The 21,452-nt window shown below is 38.6% G+C and carries 8 protein-coding genes, 8 tRNA genes, 6 rRNA genes and 1 riboswitch; of the genes, 4 read left to right on the forward strand and 18 right to left on the reverse strand.

Annotated elements, in window-relative coordinates:
• The first annotated feature begins 13 nt into the window (after window positions 1-13).
• Complete coding sequence (locus ACWPW7_RS02130; RefSeq protein WP_454052196.1) at window positions 14-1,279, forward strand: M20/M25/M40 family metallo-hydrolase; 1,266 nt, start codon at window positions 14-16, stop codon at window positions 1,277-1,279.
• 31 nt (window positions 1,280-1,310) lie between these two features.
• Window positions 1,311-2,690, forward strand: coding sequence for an APC family permease (locus tag ACWPW7_RS02135; RefSeq protein ID WP_454052197.1), 1,380 nt, complete (start codon window positions 1,311-1,313; stop codon window positions 2,688-2,690).
• A 351-nt stretch (window positions 2,691-3,041) separates the two neighbouring features.
• Here ACWPW7_RS02135 and ACWPW7_RS02140 read toward each other — a convergent pair.
• The 10 genes from ACWPW7_RS02140 to ACWPW7_RS02185 form a co-directional block, all read right to left on the reverse strand.
• Window positions 3,042-3,116: transfer RNA gene (locus tag ACWPW7_RS02140), tRNA-Glu, on the reverse strand.
• Between the two features lie 7 nt (window positions 3,117-3,123).
• Window positions 3,124-3,199, reverse strand: a tRNA-Lys gene (locus ACWPW7_RS02145).
• A gap of 3 nt (window positions 3,200-3,202) precedes the next feature.
• Window positions 3,203-3,277 (reverse strand) — tRNA-Gln (locus tag ACWPW7_RS02150).
• Between the two features lie 5 nt (window positions 3,278-3,282).
• A tRNA-Arg gene (locus tag ACWPW7_RS02155) sits at window positions 3,283-3,359 on the reverse strand.
• Window positions 3,360-3,365: 6 nt separating this feature from the next.
• Window positions 3,366-3,439: transfer RNA gene (locus ACWPW7_RS02160), tRNA-Gly, on the reverse strand.
• A gap of 3 nt (window positions 3,440-3,442) precedes the next feature.
• Window positions 3,443-3,527, reverse strand: a tRNA-Leu gene (locus tag ACWPW7_RS02165).
• 8 nt (window positions 3,528-3,535) lie between these two features.
• Window positions 3,536-3,610, reverse strand: a tRNA-Glu gene (locus ACWPW7_RS02170).
• Between the two features lie 25 nt (window positions 3,611-3,635).
• Window positions 3,636-3,753 (reverse strand): 5S ribosomal RNA (gene rrf / locus ACWPW7_RS02175).
• A 166-nt stretch (window positions 3,754-3,919) separates the two neighbouring features.
• Window positions 3,920-6,825: ribosomal RNA gene (locus ACWPW7_RS02180) — 23S ribosomal RNA — on the reverse strand.
• Between the two features lie 404 nt (window positions 6,826-7,229).
• Window positions 7,230-8,741 (reverse strand): 16S ribosomal RNA (locus ACWPW7_RS02185).
• Together the 16S, 23S and 5S rRNA genes with 7 tRNA genes alongside form the textbook arrangement of a ribosomal RNA operon.
• A gap of 556 nt (window positions 8,742-9,297) precedes the next feature.
• Here ACWPW7_RS02185 and ACWPW7_RS02190 point away from each other — a divergent pair.
• Window positions 9,298-10,095, forward strand: coding sequence for a hypothetical protein (locus ACWPW7_RS02190; protein WP_454052198.1), 798 nt, complete (start codon window positions 9,298-9,300; stop codon window positions 10,093-10,095).
• 192 nt (window positions 10,096-10,287) lie between these two features.
• The gene (locus tag ACWPW7_RS02195) at window positions 10,288-11,163 is read left to right on the forward strand and encodes a YitT family protein (RefSeq protein WP_454052199.1); all 876 of its coding nucleotides are present in this window, start codon (window positions 10,288-10,290) and stop codon (window positions 11,161-11,163) included.
• A 127-nt stretch (window positions 11,164-11,290) separates the two neighbouring features.
• Here ACWPW7_RS02195 and ACWPW7_RS02200 read toward each other — a convergent pair whose 3' ends face one another.
• The 8 genes from ACWPW7_RS02200 to mgtE all read right to left on the reverse strand — a co-directional run bounded on the left by ACWPW7_RS02200 (window position 11,291) and on the right by mgtE (window position 21,048).
• Window positions 11,291-11,602 (reverse strand): YbjQ family protein, encoded by a 312-nt coding sequence (locus tag ACWPW7_RS02200; RefSeq protein WP_291567603.1) that lies wholly within the window; start codon window positions 11,600-11,602, stop codon window positions 11,291-11,293.
• Window positions 11,583-11,828 carry a hypothetical protein gene (locus ACWPW7_RS02205; RefSeq protein ID WP_454052200.1) on the reverse strand — a complete coding sequence of 82 codons (246 nt, stop codon included), beginning with the start codon at window positions 11,826-11,828 and terminating at the stop codon, window positions 11,583-11,585. Before ACWPW7_RS02205 ends, ACWPW7_RS02200 begins: the two co-directional genes overlap by 20 nt.
• Before the next feature lie 68 nt (window positions 11,829-11,896).
• Window positions 11,897-13,003 carry a mechanosensitive ion channel family protein gene (locus ACWPW7_RS02210; protein WP_454052201.1) on the reverse strand — a complete coding sequence of 369 codons (1,107 nt, stop codon included), beginning with the start codon at window positions 13,001-13,003 and terminating at the stop codon, window positions 11,897-11,899.
• 665 nt (window positions 13,004-13,668) lie between these two features.
• A tRNA-Lys gene (locus ACWPW7_RS02215) sits at window positions 13,669-13,744 on the reverse strand.
• Window positions 13,745-13,776: 32 nt separating this feature from the next.
• A 5S ribosomal RNA gene (gene rrf, locus ACWPW7_RS02220) occupies window positions 13,777-13,894 on the reverse strand.
• Window positions 13,895-14,183: 289 nt separating this feature from the next.
• Window positions 14,184-17,089, reverse strand: a 23S ribosomal RNA gene (locus ACWPW7_RS02225).
• A gap of 404 nt (window positions 17,090-17,493) precedes the next feature.
• Window positions 17,494-19,005: ribosomal RNA gene (locus ACWPW7_RS02230) — 16S ribosomal RNA — on the reverse strand.
• 705 nt (window positions 19,006-19,710) lie between these two features.
• Window positions 19,711-21,048, reverse strand: a complete 1,338-nt coding sequence (mgtE, locus tag ACWPW7_RS02235; protein ID WP_454052202.1) for a magnesium transporter — start codon at window positions 21,046-21,048, stop codon at window positions 19,711-19,713.
• A 204-nt stretch (window positions 21,049-21,252) separates the two neighbouring features.
• A riboswitch (M-box (ykoK) riboswitch) is annotated at window positions 21,253-21,418 on the reverse strand.
• Window positions 21,419-21,452 lie beyond the last annotated feature (34 nt).

A 21,452-nucleotide genomic window follows, 5' to 3' on the forward strand; every position in this document is an offset into this window, starting at 1 on the left:
AGGAGGTCTCATTATGAGTAGCATTATTCAACAATCAAAAGCAGGGAGGATGTTCAATGACATCAAGAAATTAGCAGGACTTGGAAATAGATTTGCAGGCTCAGAAGTAGAACATATGGCTGCAAAGCTAGTAGCAGATTCCTTTAAAGATTCAGGAATTCAAATAATAGAGGAGGAGTTCCCTATAAAAGCATTTAATGAAGAGTATTCTTTTATAAAAATTAACAATGAAATAGAAATTCCTTCAAGAGCTATGTTCTTCTCTGAAGCAACCTGCGATGGTGGATTAAATGGAGAATTAATTTATGTAAATAAAGGATTAGAGGAAGATTATGAAGGAAAAGATGTTAAAGGAAAAATAGTTGTTTTTGAAAGAGATAAAGAAACAATGAAAGATCAATTTTGGCCTGAAATATGTAACGCAGCAAAAAATGGCGCAATAGGAGCAATTCTTATTAATTTTGATCCTTGGATATTTATCACTACTTTAGAAACTGGATATTTTGAAAGTGAAAGAAGATTTCTTCCAATTGATCCGCAGCCAATTCCAGCTGTAGTTATAGATTGTATTGAAGGCGATAAACTCTTAAAACTTATGAATAATGAAACAGTGTCAGTAAATCTTGTAGTAAAAACTGAAAATAAAGATGGATATTCAGTTAATATTAGAGGAATAAAAAAAGGTAGTAAATTTCCTGAAGAAAAAATTATTATTTATGGACATAGAGATTCTGCTGGAACACCAGGTGCAAACGATAATGGTTCTGGTACAGCAATTATTATGGAACTTGCAAGAATATTACAAGATAAAAAGCTTCATCGTACAGTAGAATTTATATCACTAGGTGCTGAAGAACAACTTGGTTCAGCAGGTTCGGATGCCTATATTAAAAAACATAAAGATGACTTAGAAAAAATTAAAGCAGGTATTGAAGTAGATATGGTAGGTGCTGGCAGTGAACTTTGGGTAATGAAAGGTGGAAATTGGCCAGGTAGACAAATTCATTTTCCAGAAAAACTATGTAATTATGTAGTAGATGTAGCTGATGAAATGGGATATTATCTAGAGCAAGATTATTGTGTATTAGGTACACCTGATAGTGGAAGATTTACTGAAGCAGGTGTTCCAACTACATGGATTTGGGGACCTGGAGATAAGCATTATCATAGCCCAGAGGATAAGCCAGAAAGAGTAGATCCAAATAAATTAAAAGCTTTAGCTGACATATTAGCAACAGTCATTTGTAGACTTGCAAATGCAGAAGAAATTAAATGGTAAAGTTCGTGCTAAAAGATAGGAGGATATTTAATTGAATACAGAAGTTGAAAGCGTAAAAAAAACAAATTCACAAAATGGAAATTCTGGTTATAAAGATGAGTTAAAAAGAGTTTTAACATTAAAAGACTTAACTATTTATGGAATTGCTTTTATGACTCCTATTGCACCAGCATATATCTATGGCACAGCATCACAATTAACAGGTGGAATGCTAGCGTTGGCATATCTTTGTGCAATGATAGCAATGTTATTTACAGCTTATAGCTATGGTCGTATGGCAGCGGCTTTTCCAGTGGCTGGATCAACTTACACATATACTCAGCGTGCTATTAGTCCCTATCTTGGCTTTTTAGCTGGATGGTGTATGTTCATGAGTTATGTTTTAGTTCCATTGGTGGTATTCATGGTAGGTGCAGCTTATGCTAATGTGGCAATACCATCCATCCCTTATTGGGTATGGGTACTTATCATAGGTGGAGTAACTACTGTTGTAAATTATTTTGGTGTAGAAATTGCTGCTAAGGCAAATCTTTATTTAGTAGGATTGATGGGTGCCATTGTAGTAATATTTGTATTTATCTGTGGAAAGTCACTCTTAGGCGGAGTTGGTGAAGGAACACTATTATCAATTAAACCATTCTATAATGAAAGTACTTTTTCAGTTTCAACCCTTATAGCTGGTGGTGCAATTGCTTGCTTCTCTTTCTTGGGCTTCGATTCTATAACTACTATGGCAGAGGAAGCAATTAAACCAGAAAAAGATATTGGAAAAGCTGCCCTTATTTCCTGTATTGTAGGTGGATTAATCTTTATAATTCAAGCTTATATTATACAATTAGTATGGCCTGATTATTCAAGCTTTGCATCTTCAGATACCGCTTTATTTGAAGTAGCTAAACTTGCAGGAGGAGCTTTCTTAGCAGGACTTTATACTTTTGCAGTTGTTATTTCTACCCTTACCGCAGGACTTACAGGACAATCTAGTGCTGCACGCTTACTTTTTGGTATGGGAAGAGATGAAGTATTGCCAAAAAAATTCTTTACTCATTTACATCCAAAATATAGGACTCCGACTTACAACATTTTTATAATGTGTACTATAGGAATTATAGGTGCACTTACTCTTAACATATCTTTAGTAACAGAACTATTAAACTTTGGCGGACTTGTTGGATTCATGTGTGTAAATCTTTCGGTAATTGTATATTACTTTATTAAAAAGAAAGAGAGAAAGATTTTCTCTAATTTAATAATACCAGCTTTAGGGTTTATTGTTTGTTTCTATTTGTGGACTAATTTATCAACCTTTGCCTTAACTGTGGGCTTCACTTGGCTTTCTTTAGGTATAGTCTATGGAATTATACTTTCAAAGACATCTAAAAAGAAATTACCAATGATAAGCGATATGTAATATAAAGTTATAAATATGAGTTTTTTTTATTAAAATTATAATGCCAATATCAATTGTAGATATTGGCATTATTTTTAATAAATTTTATTAACTTTAGTTTTTTACTGCTCTTTTTCATTTTGATTCTTAATATATAATTAATTATCCTTGCATGAGGTTAGCTTTTTAAGAAATTAGTTTTTCAAATTCCTTCTGTTTTTCAACTTTGTATATATTTATTATTAATCTCATACATTCATAATTCTATCATATGCAATTAATCCATATTAATTATATATGATATTTTACAAAAAAATAAAATATGATATTTTACAAAAAAATAAAAAACTCTTACTTTAAAAGTAAGAGTTATGGTGACTCCTAGGGGAATCGAACCCCTGTTACCACCGTGAAAGGGTGGTGTCTTAACCGCTTGACCAAGGAGCCAAAGCTTTGGTGGCTCACCGGGGGATCGAACCCCGGACACCATGATTAAAAGTCATGTGCTCTACCGACTGAGCTAGTGAACCGCTTGGCTGGGATAGCAGGATTTGAACCTACGAATGCCAGAGTCAAAGTCTGGTGCCTTACCGCTTGGCGATATCCCAATATATGGTGCGTCTTAAGGGATTCGAACCCCTGGCCCACGCCTTAGAAGGGCGTTGCTCTATCCAGCTGAGCTAAAAACGCATATTTTGGAGCGGGTGAAGGGAATCGAACCCTCGTAACTAGCTTGGAAGGCTAGCACTCTACCATTGAGTTACACCCGCAAGTGGTGCAGATGAAGGGAGTCGAACCCCCACGCCGTAAAGCGCTAGATCCTAAGTCTAGTGCGTCTGCCAATTCCGCCACATCTGCATATTTTATGGTGACTCCTAGGGGAATCGAACCCCTGTTACCACCGTGAAAGGGTGGTGTCTTAACCGCTTGACCAAGGAGCCAATTGTGTTAAGCGTAGCTTAAGCTACCTGGCAACAACCTACCCTCCCACACAGTCTCCCGTGCAGTACTCTCGGCGTCCTAAGGCTTAACCTGCCTGTTCGGAATGGAAAGGGGTGTTACCCTTAGGACCATCATCACCAGATAAAAAATTCCTATAAACTTCGCATTATTTCGTCAGTTTCAGTCGCTACGGTGTTGATTTACTTTAGTAAACTCCACTCCTCGCTCCTTCACTTCCTTATACTGCTCGTTTCTATTAATTTTTAGAGAAAGATTTTATTCTCTGAAAATTGCACAGTGAAATTAATTAGGTCAAGCCCTCGACTTATTAGTATGAGTCAGCTGAACATGTTGCCATGCTTACACCTCTCACCTATCAACCTGGTGTTCTTCCAGGAGTCTTACTAACTTATGTTATGGGAAATCTCATCTTAGGGGGGGCTTCACGCTTAGATGCTTTCAGCGTTTATCCCTTCCAGACATAGCTACCCAGCTGTGCCACTGGCGTGACAACTGGTGCACCAGAGGTCTGTCCATCCCGGTCCTCTCGTACTAAGGACAGCTCCCTTCAAATTTCCTACGCCCGCGACGGATAGGGACCGAACTGTCTCACGACGTTCTGAACCCAGCTCGCGTGCCGCTTTAATGGGCGAACAGCCCAACCCTTGGGACCTACTTCAGCCCCAGGATGCGACGAGCCGACATCGAGGTGCCAAACCTCCCCGTCGATGTGGACTCTTGGGGGAGATCAGCCTGTTATCCCCGAGGTAGCTTTTATCCGTTGAGCGATGGCCCTCCCACGAGGAACCACCGGATCACTAAGCCCGACTTTCGTCCCTGCTCCACTTGTCTGTGTCGCAGTCAGGCTCCCTTCTGCCTTTGCACTCTTCGAACGATTTCCGACCGTTCTGAGGGAACCTTTGGGCGCCTCCGTTACTTTTTTGGAGGCGACCGCCCCAGTCAAACTGCCCACCTAACAATGTCCCGTGACCTGATTCAAGGCCTCCGGTTAGAATTCCAGTACTATCAGGGTGGTATCCCAAGGATGACTCCACAAAGGCTGACGCCCTTGCTTCCAAGTCTCCCACCTATCCTGTACAGATAGTACCGAAACTCAATGCTAAATTGCAGTAAAGCTCTACGGGGTCTTTCCGTCCAATCGCGGGTAGCAAGCATCTTCACTTGCACTACAATTTCGCCGGATTTGCTGTTGAGACAGTGCCCAAATCATTACGCCATTCGTGCGGGTCGGAACTTACCCGACAAGGAATTTCGCTACCTTAGGACCGTTATAGTTACGGCCGCCGTTTACTGGGGCTTAAGTTCATGCCTTCGTTTGCACTAAGCAATCCCCTTAACCTTCCAGCACCGGGCAGGCGTCAGCCCCTATACATCAGCTTTCGCTTTAGCAGAGACCTGTGTTTTTGCTAAACAGTTGCTTGGGCCTATTCTCTGCGGCCTACTTGCGTAGGCACCCCTTCTCCCGAAGTTACGGGGTCAATTTGCCGAGTTCCTTAACAGCAATTCTTCCGATGGTCTTAGGATTCTCTCCTCACCTACCTGTGTCGGTTTGCGGTACGGGCACTAACTTCCTCCATAGAGGCTTTTCTTGGCAGCGTGGAATCAGATACTTCACCCTTAAAGGGCTTCCCCATCACGCCTCAGCTAATGTAGGTGGATTTGCCTATCCTACATACCTAAACGCTTAGACTAGCATCCAATAGCTAGCACATCTTATCCTCCTGCGTCACCCCATTTGTAATAACGTCTGCTAGTGGTACAGGAATATCAACCTGTTGTCCATCACCTACGCCTTTCGGCCTCGGCTTAGGTCCCGACTAACCCTGAGCGGACGAGCCTTCCTCAGGAAACCTTAGGTTTTCGACCGACAGGATTCTCACCTGTCTCTCGCTACTTATGCCAACATTCTCACTTCTGCATCGTCCACCGCTCCTTTCGGTACGACTTCAGCCAATGCAGAAAGCTCCTCTACCGCGTACACATAGTGTACACCCATAGCTTCGGTGGTAAGTTTTAGCCCCGGACATCTTCGGCGCAGGATCTCTTGACTAGTGAGCTATTACGCACTCTTTGAATGAGTGGCTGCTTCTAAGCCAACATCCTAGTTGTCTTAGAAATCCCACATCCTTTACCACTTAACTTACACTTTGGGACCTTAGCTGATGGTCTGGGCTGTTTCCCTTTTGACTACGGATCTTATCATTCGCAGTCTGACTGCCGAAATACAAGTATATGGCATTCGGAGTTTGATAAGGTTCGGTAAGCGATATGCCCCCTAGCCTATTCAGTGCTCTACCTCCATTACTTAATTAATCGACGCTAGCCCTAAAGCTATTTCGAGGAGAACCAGCTATCTCCGAGTTCGATTGGAATTTCTCCGCTATCCACAGCTCATCCCATGGTTTTTCAACACCAACGTGGTTCGGTCCTCCACGAGATTTTACTCTCGCTTCAACCTGGCCATGGATAGGTCACCCGGTTTCGGGTCTACGACATGCAACTTTGCGCCCTATTCAGACTCGGTTTCCCTTCGGCTCCGTACCTTAAGTACTTAACCTCGCTACATATCGTAACTCGTTGGCTCGTTCTACAAAAAGCACATCGTCACACATATAAAGTGCTTCGATCGGTTGTAGGCACAGGGTTTCAGGTTCTATTTCACTCCCCTTCCGGGGTTCTTTTCACCTTTCCCTCACGGTACTTCTTCACTATCGGTCACTAGGTAGTATTTAGCCTTGGGAGGTGGTCCTCCCTGCTTCCCACAAGGTTTCACGTGTCTCGTGGTACTCTGGATCAGAACTGTTGCCTTATCTCTTTCGCTTACAGGCCTATTACCTTCTACGGAGTAGCTTTCCAGCTATCTTCAACTAAAGATACAGCAAATTTATGTTCTGTCCACAACCCCTAAGCCAAAGGCTTAGGTTTGGGCTCTTTCCTTTTCGCTCGCCGCTACTTAGGAAATCGATTTTTCTTTCTCTTCCTCCGGGTACTTAGATGTTTCAGTTCCCCGGGTTTACCTCTATATACCTATGTATTCAGCATATAGTACATGGCGTAGCCATGTGGGTTCCCCCATTCGGAAATCTTTGGATCACAGACTATTTGCGTCTACCCAAAGCTTATCGTAGCTTATCACGTCCTTCTTCGGCTCCTAGTGCCAAGGCATTCACCCTGCGCCCTTTGTAGCTTGACCTATCTAAAAATCAATATAAACTTCGTATTACTTCGTCAACTTCAGTCACTGCGGTGCTCATTTACATCAGTAAACTCTGCTCCTCGTTCCTTCGTTTCCTTGTACTACTCGTTTCTATTGCTTTTTATAAAGTAATCTTAATCACTTTATAAAAAAATGTCTTATACAAATTCGCATAAATAGAATTCAAAAACTTTAGTTTTTAAATTTATTTTTGTTTGTCTTGACGAAATTGTTTATTTATCTTTTAATTTAAAAGGATATTTAAACAAATATTTTCACTGTGCAATTTTCAAAGAACAATTGAGCTTTTCCTTTGTCCCGTAGGACCTTGGTCGCTCAAAATTAAACAGAGTATAGTACCAGTGTTCGTAGAAGAGTTACCAACTACGTCGACTCCCTAGAAAGGAGGTGATCCAGCCGCAGGTTCTCCTACGGCTACCTTGTTACGACTTCACCCCAATCACTAATCCCACCTTCGGCCGCTGGCTCCTTACGGTTACCTCACGGACTTCGGGTGTTACCAGCTCTCATGGTGTGACGGGCGGTGTGTACAAGGCCCGGGAACGTATTCACCGCGACATGCTGATTCGCGATTACTAGCAACTCCGGCTTCATGTAGGCGAGTTTCAGCCTACAATCCGAACTGGGATTGGTTTTTTAAGTTTAGCTCCACCTCGCGGTCTTGCATCTTGTTGTACCAACCATTGTAGCACGTGTGTAGCCCTAGACATAAGGGGCATGATGATTTGACGTCATCCCCACCTTCCTCCCGGTTAACCCGGGCAGTCTCACTAGAGTGCTCAACTTAATGGTAGCAACTAATGATAAGGGTTGCGCTCGTTGCGGGACTTAACCCAACATCTCACGACACGAGCTGACGACAACCATGCACCACCTGTCTCCCTGCCCCGAAGGGCTTCCCTCATTACAGGTAATTCAGGGGATGTCAAGTCTAGGTAAGGTTCTTCGCGTTGCTTCGAATTAAACCACATGCTCCGCTGCTTGTGCGGGCCCCCGTCAATTCCTTTGAGTTTTAATCTTGCGATCGTACTCCCCAGGCGGAATACTTATTGTGTTAACTGCGGCACAGAAGGGGTCGATACCTCCTACACCTAGTATTCATCGTTTACGGCGTGGACTACCAGGGTATCTAATCCTGTTTGCTCCCCACGCTTTCATGCCTCAGCGTCAGTTACAGTCCAGAAAGCCGCCTTCGCCACTGGTGTTCTTCCTAATCTCTACGCATTTCACCGCTACACTAGGAATTCCGCTTTCCTCTCCTGCACTCTAGACACCCAGTTTCAAATGCAGCACCCAAGTTGAGCTCGGGTATTTCACATCTGACTTAAATGTCCGCCTACGCATCCTTTACGCCCAGTAAATCCGGACAACGCTTGCCACCTACGTATTACCGCGGCTGCTGGCACGTAGTTAGCCGTGGCTTCCTCATATGGTACCGTCATTATCTTCCCATATGACAGAACTTTACAACCCTAAGGCCTTCTTCATTCACGCGGCGTTGCTGCGTCAGGGTTTCCCCCATTGCGCAATATTCCCCACTGCTGCCTCCCGTAGGAGTCTGGACCGTGTCTCAGTTCCAATGTGGCCGATCACCCTCTCAGGTCGGCTACGCATCGTCGCCTTGGTGAGCCTTTACCTCACCAACTAGCTAATGCGCCGCGGGTCCATCTCATAGCGGATTGCTCCTTTGGTATAAAAGTCATGCGACCTTCATACGTTATGCGGTATTAATCTCCCTTTCGGGAGGCTATTCCCCTCTATGAGGCAGGTTACCCACGTGTTACTCACCCGTCCGCCGCTAATCCACTCCCGAAGGAGCTTCATCGCTCGACTTGCATGTGTTAGGCACGCCGCCAGCGTTCGTCCTGAGCCAGGATCAAACTCTCAATTTAAAAGTTTGTATCTTGATTGCTCAAGTAAAGTTTGCTGACTATTAATAGTCATTTTAAGTTTCTTTCGAAACTCAATGAATTAACTGGTTTTACCTATTTCTCTGTTTAATTTTCAAAGACCAAGTTTTGCTGTCGTTTTTCGACTGCTTAATTATCTTATCATCTACTTACGACTTTGTCAACAACTTTTTTTCACATTTTTTTCTTAGTTACTAACACTTTATCTGTCGCTTTCGACAAAAAATATAATATCATCATATTTGGACATAGTCAACAGGTTTTTCAATAATATTTAATTATTTATTAAAATATTTGCTATTTAGTAAAACTTTATACATTAATTATCATTTTTATATGAAAAAGTATTACAATAACATAACCTTCATTTCATTACATCAGTATATATTTTTTCAAAATTAATTTTAAAAATTTTATTCTAATTAAATTTGCCATATGGTTACATTGTGACTTTTATTACGTTAATGAATAAATATTCCATATTTCGGTTAAATTAAAGCATATTATAAAAATATTAATTGATTTATGGTGGTTTTAAATGAAAATAAGAAACAAAATTTCCAAAGATAAACTAATTAGTATACTTTTCACTTATGTTATAGTATTTTGCTGTATATGCACCTATACCTTAATATATTTATCTAATAATAATGAGCAGTTTCATAAAGATAATTCTCTAAAAGAAGATTCTTTTAGCAATTTAACTACTTTAAATAATTATGAAATATCATACAATCTAAAAGCCAAATATACCTTTAATAATCAAACCGATAATGAAGTACTGGCTTTTTCTAACAATGATATATACTATACTACAACACTTGATCTTACTAATGAAAGACAAAAACATCTTTCAAAAATGTATAAAGAAATTGCAAGAGAATCAAAAAATGCTCATCTTCATGATAGTTTTAAATATAGAGAAATAGATAGGGCTAGTTTAAAAAAATATCTATCTACTAGAAATTCAATCTTAATGGAAGAGCCCTACTTTTCTACTATAATAAATATCTCAGAAGAGTTTAATTTAAATCCATTGCTACTCTTTGCAATAGCTGGCCAAGAACAAAGCTTTGTTCCTAAAAATCATTACAATGCTGAACAAATAGCTAATAATCCCTTTAATGTATTTAATAGTTGGCAGAAATATAATACAGACATTGAAGACTCAACTAAAATAGCTTCAAGAACTGTAGTCAATTTGTCTAAGGATAGACCTCCGAATGTAGATCCCTTTATATGGGTAAATAGAAAATATTCAGAAGATAAGAACTGGTCTCAAGGTGTTAAAAATATATACTATCATCTAGAACAGTTAGTACCATATGTGAATTAAAAATTATGACTTGTAAATATTTGATTACATAAATTTCTTAATATAGTTTATTTCATAAGTACTTCATATATTTTATATTTATTTTGGACTTTAAATTTTTATTTAAAGTCTTTTTATTATCTTTTAATTGTGATAAAGTAATTAAATTAAGCATATTATTTATTTAATAATTTTAGTTAGGAGGTTTTATTTATGAAATTAGACTTAGGAATAAGTAAATCGGAACTTATTAAATTCTGCATTATGATAGTGTTAGGTAGCTTTATATGTGCTGTTGGTATAAACCTATTTATTATACCTTCTAACCTATTGAGTGGTGGACTTTCTGGTATAGCTTTAATACTTCAGTACATAGCTAAAATCCCTATGGGGTACACTATATTGATATTAAATATTCCACTATTTATTTTAAGTTCTCGTAAAATAAATAAAAAGTTTACTGTTTTAACAGCCTTTGGTACTTTATCTCTTTCTTTAGGGTTAATAATATCTCAGCCTTTAAATATTGTATTATTACCTGTATCGGAATCAAATCTATTATTATATTGTATTTATGGTGGAGTTTTAAACGGCCTTGGTCTTGGAATAGTATTTACTAATCATGGTTCAACTGGTGGATTAGATATAATAGGCGTATATATGAAAAAGAAATTTGGTATAAACTTAGGTTCTGTAAGTTTTGGCATAAACCTTATAATAGTATCAATTGGAAGTTTATTATTTGGTTTTAATGTTGGATTATATACTCTTATCTCTATGTATACAACTGCTTTTATTATGGAGAAAGTTATTAAAGGCTTTAATAGTCAAAAAATGATTTTTATAATTACTCAAAAGCAAAAAGAAGTTACAAAAGCTATCATGGAGGAATTAGGTAGGGGGGTTACTGTATTGTATGGTGAAGGCGCTTATACTCATGATAAGAGAAATGTACTTTATTGTATAGTCTCCTTAGGACAGCTTCCTAAAACTAAACATATTATAAAATCAGTTGATAGCTCTGCATTTGTATCAATTATAGATACTGCTGAAGTTCAAGGAAAGGGTTTTTCTAATCCTTTATCATAGTAAAATTATATATATTTATTTAAAATTAAAAGTAATAATTTATCTATAATTCATATGTAATATACAATATTAAATAAAAACTTTTATAATTAAAAAAGTAAAACCCCAATATTAGGGTTTTACTTTTTTAATTAAATTTAACTGCTGTACCATAACAAATAACTTCAGAAGTTCCATTCATTATTGAACTTGTAGCATACCTTATATTAATAATTCCATCAGCTCCTAAGCTTTCAGCTTCTTCCACCATTCTCTTTGTTGCTATTGCTCTAGCTTCATTCATCATTTCAGAATAGGCTACTATCTCTCCACCTACTAAAGTTTTAAGTCCGCTTAATATGTCTTTTCCTACGTTTTTAGACCATACAACTGATCCTTTTACCATAGATATTGTCTCTATTTCTTTTCCACTAATATAATCAGTATTTACTAATATCATCTTCATCACCTCGTTTAATTTCCTTAATTCTCTCAATCATATTATATACAAGTGCTAAAACTAAAATTATACCAAATATTAGCATAAAAATCATAGCAACTTTTGATATTAAATCGCCAGGAAATCCACCCATTATAATAAATTCTTCAATTGATGAGTAAATAAATGCCCCACCTAAACATAGAAAAATTAGTGTTATAATTATAGTTGTTAATATTTTTTTCATAAACTCACCTTATTTCATAATAATTAATTATAATTAATTATTATTTACTCTAATACTAATAAATTATATTATTCTTGAGAATTTTCTATATATATACTTCTCGTAGGAAAAGCTACTGAAACTTTTTCTTCCTCCAGTATCTCCATTATTTTAAAATTAATCTCTTCTTTAATAGTTAAATAATCCTTAAGTCCTGCCTTACTAGTGTAATAACAAATAGATATATCTAAACTATTTATGTTAAAATTATCAAAAGTAACTAAGATACCGTCATTATCAACACTTTCATGTAATTCTAACATCTTCTTTATTTTATCAATACAGGTTTGTATTTTTTCTCTAGGAGTATTATAGGTTACTCCTAAAATAAATTTAATTCTTCTTTTATCTCTTCTATTAAAATTAAATATTGAATCATTGGCTAAAATTGAATTAGGTACTGTAATTAATGCCTCATCAACAGTTCTAATCTTAGTACTTCTAAATGAAATATCTTCAATAGAACCTTCTAGTCCTTTACACTGAATCCAGTCTCCAATTGAAAAAGGTTTGTCTAATATTATTATAATTCCTGCAATAATATTAGAAGCAGCATCTTTTGACGCTAAAGCAAATGCTAATCCCCCTAATCCTAATCCTGTAATAAATGCTTTTAGATTATATTCCCATTTTTCGGCAATCATATATATTGCTAAAGCTATAACTATAAGTTTTAATGTTTTTGATATAAAAGGATATAATATTTTATCTACTTTAACATCATAATTTTCCATTTTATCAAATATTAATGATGAATCATCTGTTAAATTCATTAATCCTTGAGCTATCAATATAATAACTGAGCTATCAAATATTCTTTGTATTATTTTAGGACTTAAATAAAGCATATCCTTAAAAGCCATAGCTACTATATAAAAACCTAATATTAAAAAGAAGTTTCTTAATGGTCTTTCAAAAGCTTTTACTATTTTTAAGGCACCTTTAATTCCAGCTTTAGATAAAACTTTCATTAATGCTTTCATCACATACTTAGCAAATATATTTCTTAAAAATAGTATTAATACAAATACTCCAACAGCAATAGCAATCTTTCTCCATGTAACATATAACGGATTTTTAACTATAGCTTGTATAAAATCATTATTAAATACATCACTTAAAACTAATGCTAACATAAAATCTCCCTTCTTCTTTATCCTATTAAATAGTATGTATTAAATTTTCCATATTTATATTCTATAGCAATTATATACATGTATGCGTTGTATTCGCCACATATTGAGATATTATGATAAAATATCTACTTTAATAAAATATAAATCTTTTTATCAAATTTTGCAGAAAATTTTTAATACTATTTTAAAGCATTATACATAAAAATACATATAGTCTCTAAATTTTATTATAAATAAAAGTAATCTACATAAATATAATTTATAAACTTGTATTTATATATGTTAATACTTATTATTATAAATATATCTTTATAGATTTAAAAGACATTTCGACAAATTATGATGTAAAATTACAAACTTTAATTATTTCATATTTCATTTTATTTACTTTAAAGCATAAACTTCTAAATATGGAAATTTACTACTAATTATCAGGTTTTTTTACTAATTTAAAAGTTAAGAATGAAAGGTTATTGATGTCTATCTCTCAAATTTACTTATCTTAGCAATCTGAAATTTGAGTTAAACGAAGATATGTACTTCATATATAGTAATACTATATATAAATTTCAGTAATTTAGTATGATATAAAATATATCAAAAGGAACTCTTAATTCTTATTTTTTCATAAAACTAAAAAAAGCTTAGTACTTTGTACTAAGCTTTGGTGGCTCACCGGGGGATCGAACCCCGGACACCATGATTAAAAGTCATGTGCTCTACCGACTGAGCTAGTGAACCATATTGTTAGCTAAGTTTTCTTAGCTAACACTACCTGGCAACAACCTACCCTCCCACACAGTCTCCCGTGCAGTACTCTCGGCGTCCTAAGGCTTAACCTGCCTGTTCGGAATGGAAAGGGGTGTTACCCTTAGGACCATCATCACCAGATAAAAAATTCCTATAAACTTCGCATTATTTCGTCAGTTTCAGTCGCTGCGGCGTTCATTTACTTTAGTAAACTCCACTCCTTGCTCCTTCACTTCCTTATACTGCTCGTTTCTATTAATTTTTTGAAAATTTCATATAAGCTTCACATTACTGCGTCAGTTTCAGTCACTCCAGTGCTCATTTACTTTAGTAAACTCCGCTCTTCGTTCCTTCACTTCCTTGTTCTGTTTGCTTCTATTAATTTTTAGAGAAAGATTTTATTCTCTGAAAATTGCACAGTGAAATTAATTAGGTCAAGCCCTCGACTTATTAGTATGAGTCAGCTGAACATGTTGCCATGCTTACACCTCTCACCTATCAACCTGGTGTTCTTCCAGGAGTCTTACTAACTTATGTTATGGGAAATCTCATCTTAGGGGGGGCTTCACGCTTAGATGCTTTCAGCGTTTATCCCTTCCAGACATAGCTACCCAGCTGTGCCACTGGCGTGACAACTGGTGCACCAGAGGTCTGTCCATCCCGGTCCTCTCGTACTAAGGACAGCTCCCTTCAAATTTCCTACGCCCGCGACGGATAGGGACCGAACTGTCTCACGACGTTCTGAACCCAGCTCGCGTGCCGCTTTAATGGGCGAACAGCCCAACCCTTGGGACCTACTTCAGCCCCAGGATGCGACGAGCCGACATCGAGGTGCCAAACCTCCCCGTCGATGTGGACTCTTGGGGGAGATCAGCCTGTTATCCCCGAGGTAGCTTTTATCCGTTGAGCGATGGCCCTCCCACGAGGAACCACCGGATCACTAAGCCCGACTTTCGTCCCTGCTCCACTTGTCTGTGTCGCAGTCAGGCTCCCTTCTGCCTTTGCACTCTTCGAACGATTTCCGACCGTTCTGAGGGAACCTTTGGGCGCCTCCGTTACTTTTTTGGAGGCGACCGCCCCAGTCAAACTGCCCACCTAACAATGTCCCGTGACCTGATTCAAGGCCTCCGGTTAGAATTCCAGTACTATCAGGGTGGTATCCCAAGGATGACTCCACAAAGGCTGACGCCCTTGCTTCCAAGTCTCCCACCTATCCTGTACAGATAGTACCGAAACTCAATGCTAAATTGCAGTAAAGCTCTACGGGGTCTTTCCGTCCAATCGCGGGTAGCAAGCATCTTCACTTGCACTACAATTTCGCCGGATTTGCTGTTGAGACAGTGCCCAAATCATTACGCCATTCGTGCGGGTCGGAACTTACCCGACAAGGAATTTCGCTACCTTAGGACCGTTATAGTTACGGCCGCCGTTTACTGGGGCTTAAGTTCATGCCTTCGTTTGCACTAAGCAATCCCCTTAACCTTCCAGCACCGGGCAGGCGTCAGCCCCTATACATCAGCTTTCGCTTTAGCAGAGACCTGTGTTTTTGCTAAACAGTTGCTTGGGCCTATTCTCTGCGGCCTACTTGCGTAGGCACCCCTTCTCCCGAAGTTACGGGGTCAATTTGCCGAGTTCCTTAACAGCAATTCTTCCGATGGTCTTAGGATTCTCTCCTCACCTACCTGTGTCGGTTTGCGGTACGGGCACTAACTTCCTCCATAGAGGCTTTTCTTGGCAGCGTGGAATCAGATACTTCACCCTTAAAGGGCTTCCCCATCACGCCTCAGCTAATGTAGGTGGATTTGCCTATCCTACATACCTAAACGCTTAGACTAGCATCCAATAGCTAGCACATCTTATCCTCCTGCGTCACCCCATTTGTAATAACGTCTGCTAGTGGTACAGGAATATCAACCTGTTGTCCATCACCTACGCCTTTCGGCCTCGGCTTAGGTCCCGACTAACCCTGAGCGGACGAGCCTTCCTCAGGAAACCTTAGGTTTTCGACCGACAGGATTCTCACCTGTCTCTCGCTACTTATGCCAACATTCTCACTTCTGCATCGTCCACCGCTCCTTTCGGTACGACTTCAGCCAATGCAGAAAGCTCCTCTACCGCGTACACATAGTGTACACCCATAGCTTCGGTGGTAAGTTTTAGCCCCGGACATCTTCGGCGCAGGATCTCTTGACTAGTGAGCTATTACGCACTCTTTGAATGAGTGGCTGCTTCTAAGCCAACATCCTAGTTGTCTTAGAAATCCCACATCCTTTACCACTTAACTTACACTTTGGGACCTTAGCTGATGGTCTGGGCTGTTTCCCTTTTGACTACGGATCTTATCATTCGCAGTCTGACTGCCGAAATACAAGTATATGGCATTCGGAGTTTGATAAGGTTCGGTAAGCGATATGCCCCCTAGCCTATTCAGTGCTCTACCTCCATTACTTAATTAATCGACGCTAGCCCTAAAGCTATTTCGAGGAGAACCAGCTATCTCCGAGTTCGATTGGAATTTCTCCGCTATCCACAGCTCATCCCATGGTTTTTCAACACCAACGTGGTTCGGTCCTCCACGAGATTTTACTCTCGCTTCAACCTGGCCATGGATAGGTCACCCGGTTTCGGGTCTACGACATGCAACTTTGCGCCCTATTCAGACTCGGTTTCCCTTCGGCTCCGTACCTTAAGTACTTAACCTCGCTACATATCGTAACTCGTTGGCTCGTTCTACAAAAAGCACATCGTCACACATATAAAGTGCTTCGATCGGTTGTAGGCACAGGGTTTCAGGTTCTATTTCACTCCCCTCCCGGGGTTCTTTTCACCTTTCCCTCACGGTACTTCTTCACTATCGGTCACTAGGTAGTATTTAGCCTTGGGAGGTGGTCCTCCCTGCTTCCCACAAGGTTTCACGTGTCTCGTGGTACTCTGGATCAGAACTGTTGCCTTATCTCTTTCGCTTACAGGCCTATTACCTTCTACGGAGTAGCTTTCCAGCTATCTTCAACTAAAGATACAGCAAATTTATGTTCTGTCCACAACCCCCAAGCCAAAGGCTTAGGTTTGGGCTCTTTCCCTTTCGCTCGCCGCTACTTAGGAAATCGATTTTTCTTTCTCTTCCTCCGGGTACTTAGATGTTTCAGTTCCCCGGGTTTACCTCTATATACCTATGTATTCAGCATATAGTACATGGCGTAGCCATGTGGGTTCCCCCATTCGGAAATCTTTGGATCACAGACTATTTGCGTCTACCCAAAGCTTATCGTAGCTTATCACGTCCTTCTTCGGCTCCTAGTGCCAAGGCATTCACCCTGCGCCCTTTGTAGCTTGACCTATCTAAAAATCAATATAAACTTCGTATTACTTCGTCAACTTCAGTCACTGCGGTGCTCATTTACATCAGTAAACTCTGCTCCTCGTTCCTTCGTTTCCTTGTACTACTCGTTTCTATTGCTTTTTATAAAGTAATCTTAATCACTTTATAAAAAAATGTCTTATACAAATTCGCATAAATAGAATTCAAAAACTTTAGTTTTTAAATTTATTTTTGTTTGTCTTGACGAAATTGTTTATTTATCTTTTAATTTAAAAGGATATTTAAACAAATATTTTCACTGTGCAATTTTCAAAGAACAATTGAGCTTTTCCTTTGTCCCGTAGGACCTTGGTCGCTCAAAATTAAACAGAGTATAGTACCAGTGTTCGTAGAAGAGTTACCAACTACGTCGACTCCCTAGAAAGGAGGTGATCCAGCCGCAGGTTCTCCTACGGCTACCTTGTTACGACTTCACCCCAATCACTAATCCCACCTTCGGCCGCTGGCTCCTTACGGTTACCTCACGGACTTCGGGTGTTACCAGCTCTCATGGTGTGACGGGCGGTGTGTACAAGGCCCGGGAACGTATTCACCGCGACATGCTGATTCGCGATTACTAGCAACTCCGGCTTCATGTAGGCGAGTTTCAGCCTACAATCCGAACTGGGATTGGTTTTTTAAGTTTAGCTCCACCTCGCGGTCTTGCATCTTGTTGTACCAACCATTGTAGCACGTGTGTAGCCCTAGACATAAGGGGCATGATGATTTGACGTCATCCCCACCTTCCTCCCGGTTAACCCGGGCAGTCTCACTAGAGTGCTCAACTTAATGGTAGCAACTAATGATAAGGGTTGCGCTCGTTGCGGGACTTAACCCAACATCTCACGACACGAGCTGACGACAACCATGCACCACCTGTCTCCCTGCCCCGAAGGGCTTCCCTCATTACAGGTAATTCAGGGGATGTCAAGTCTAGGTAAGGTTCTTCGCGTTGCTTCGAATTAAACCACATGCTCCGCTGCTTGTGCGGGCCCCCGTCAATTCCTTTGAGTTTTAATCTTGCGATCGTACTCCCCAGGCGGAATACTTATTGTGTTAACTGCGGCACAGAAGGGGTCGATACCTCCTACACCTAGTATTCATCGTTTACGGCGTGGACTACCAGGGTATCTAATCCTGTTTGCTCCCCACGCTTTCATGCCTCAGCGTCAGTTACAGTCCAGAAAGCCGCCTTCGCCACTGGTGTTCTTCCTAATCTCTACGCATTTCACCGCTACACTAGGAATTCCGCTTTCCTCTCCTGCACTCTAGACACCCAGTTTCAAATGCAGCACCCAAGTTGAGCTCGGGTATTTCACATCTGACTTAAATGTCCGCCTACGCATCCTTTACGCCCAGTAAATCCGGACAACGCTTGCCACCTACGTATTACCGCGGCTGCTGGCACGTAGTTAGCCGTGGCTTCCTCATATGGTACCGTCATTATCTTCCCATATGACAGAACTTTACAACCCTAAGGCCTTCTTCATTCACGCGGCGTTGCTGCGTCAGGGTTTCCCCCATTGCGCAATATTCCCCACTGCTGCCTCCCGTAGGAGTCTGGACCGTGTCTCAGTTCCAATGTGGCCGATCACCCTCTCAGGTCGGCTACGCATCGTCGCCTTGGTGAGCTGTTACCTCACCAACTAGCTAATGCGCCGCGGGTCCATCTCATAGCGGATTGCTCCTTTGGTATAAAAGTCATGCGACCTTCATACGTTATGCGGTATTAATCTCCCTTTCGGGAGGCTATTCCCCTCTATGAGGCAGGTTACCCACGTGTTACTCACCCGTCCGCCGCTAATCCACTCCCGAAGGAGCTTCATCGCTCGACTTGCATGTGTTAGGCACGCCGCCAGCGTTCGTCCTGAGCCAGGATCAAACTCTCAATTTAAAAGTTTGTATCTTGATTGCTCAAGTAAAGTTTGCTGACTATAATAGTCATTTCTAAGTTTCTTTCGAAACTCAATGAATTAACTGGTTTTACCTATTTCTCTGTTTAATTTTCAAAGACCAAATTATTAGTAATTTTTACCGTCGTTTTTCGACTGCTTAATCAGTTTATCACTTATTTTTTTGCTTGTCAACAACTTTTTTAATTTAATTTAAAAAGTTAATTGAACAGCTTGTCACCACCGAGTCTGTGTCGTAGCGACAAGGAATATACTATCATAAAGTATACTGCACATTTATGCTTTATATCTTATAATTCGCTATTAAATTTGACATTCTCTATTTTTCTTTATATTTCTAGTTTTTTTTTATAATGATACACCTGGGGTAGTTTTATTTTACTTATTCCTTCTTTATCATTTTATCTTATAAAAATCCATAATAAAACACATGTAATTAAAACTTAAATTTTAAAGTAAAACTTTAAATTCAATTTCATACTTAGTTTATCATTGATATAAAACGATTATTATAATTTCTTGAAATTATAATAATATTACTACTGATAAGAAAATAAATAAATGAGAAGTAAAGTTTAATAGAATAGATGATTGCTATACGAAATGTAGTTAAAGAAGTATTATAAAGTTTATAACAAATTTACATGTATAGAAAAAAGGATTGGTTTATCTAACCAATCCTTTTTCTATATTCCTAAAAACATCGCTGCCATTCCAAAGTATATTATTAACGCTAAAGCATCCACAATAGTAGTTATTAATGGACTAGCCATTATAGCTGGGTCTAGTTTTAACTTTTTAGCAGCTATAGGAAGAACGCATCCTACTACTTTTGCTATTACTACTGTAAAAAATAAAGTCACACATACTGTTATTGCTACATATAATTCTACTTTTTCTAAAAAATATACTCTTAAAAAGTTTACTCCTGATAGTGCAATACCAACAACAACACTAACTCTTAGCTCTTTCCATAACACTTTAAATACATCACTTAATTCAATTTCACCTAAAGCTAATCCCCTTATAACAAGAGTTGAAGCTTGTGATCCTGCATTTCCACCTGTATCCATTAGCATTGGTATAAATGCTGCTAGTATAACCACTGATTGTAATACTTCATCATATCTTTTAATTATATTTCCTGTAAATGTAGCTGATATCATAAGAACTAACAGCCATACTATTCTATTCTTAGCTAAATTAAATACACTAGTTTTTAGATATTCTTCTTCTGAAGGCCCCATCGCAGCCATCTTTTGAAAATCCTCTGTGTTTTCTTGTTCTATAATATCTACTATATCATCTATAGTTATAATACCTACTAATCTATTCTCATTATCTACTACTGGCATTGCTAAAAAGTCATATTTTTTAAATAAATCCGCTACTGCTTCTTGGTCATCTAATGTATGAGCGCAAATAACATTATCATCCATTATATTTTTAATGATTTCATTATCATCATTTAATATTAAATCTCTAATAGATAATACACCTTCTAATTTTCTCTTTTCATTAGTTACATAGCAAGTATCTATTGTTTCCTTGTTTAACCCTGTTCTTTTAATATGATCAACAGCTTCCTTTACTGTCATTTCTTTTCTAAGTCTTACATACTCTATAGTCATTATGCTACCTGCAGAATTATCTGGGTAATTTAAAAAGGTGTTAATTAATCTTCTTTTACCTTCTTTAGTGTTTTTAAGAACCTTTTTAACAACATTTGCAGGTAATTCTTCTAGTATATCTACAGTATCGTCTAAAAATAATTTATCAACTATATGGCTAAGCTCATCATCTGTTATAGCTTCTATAATATATTGTACATCTTCTGTAGACATATAAGAAAATACTTCAGTAGCTATGTCTTTTGGTAAAATCCTAAATATAATTAGCATTTTGTCTCTATCTACTTCTTCTAAAAATTGAGCAATATCTACTGATTTTTCCTCAATTAATAAGTTTCTTGCATCAACAAATTTGCTTGCTTTAATCAAATCTAATACTTTTTTGAATTCCATATGCAATACCTCCTATTAGGCACTGCTATTCATCTTCTTTGTGGCTACATGAATAGCAGTGAATATTAATTTTTTCAAAATACTATAACTCCCGCCATCTTCCATGACAGCCACCTCCAAAATCAAAATTAAAAATCTCTTTACTCCACGAGTAAAGAGATTAGAACACTCAAATTAAAAGCTCCAATAAAATGCATTAATGTAAAGCACCCTCAACTCGTTGAGTTTTAGCTCTGTAAGACGTAGAGAAATTCTCAGCCACATTAGATAAAACCTTAATTCGATAGTATCTGCTAACCCATTGGTGTCTCTGGACATTTCTGGGCAGTGGCATATTTTCATACAGTAACCTCACCTAACAAGATTTATTAAGTTTCTAGTGAATTATATCATCACCATATTTA

Source organism: Clostridium sp. Marseille-Q7071 (assembly GCF_965112025.1).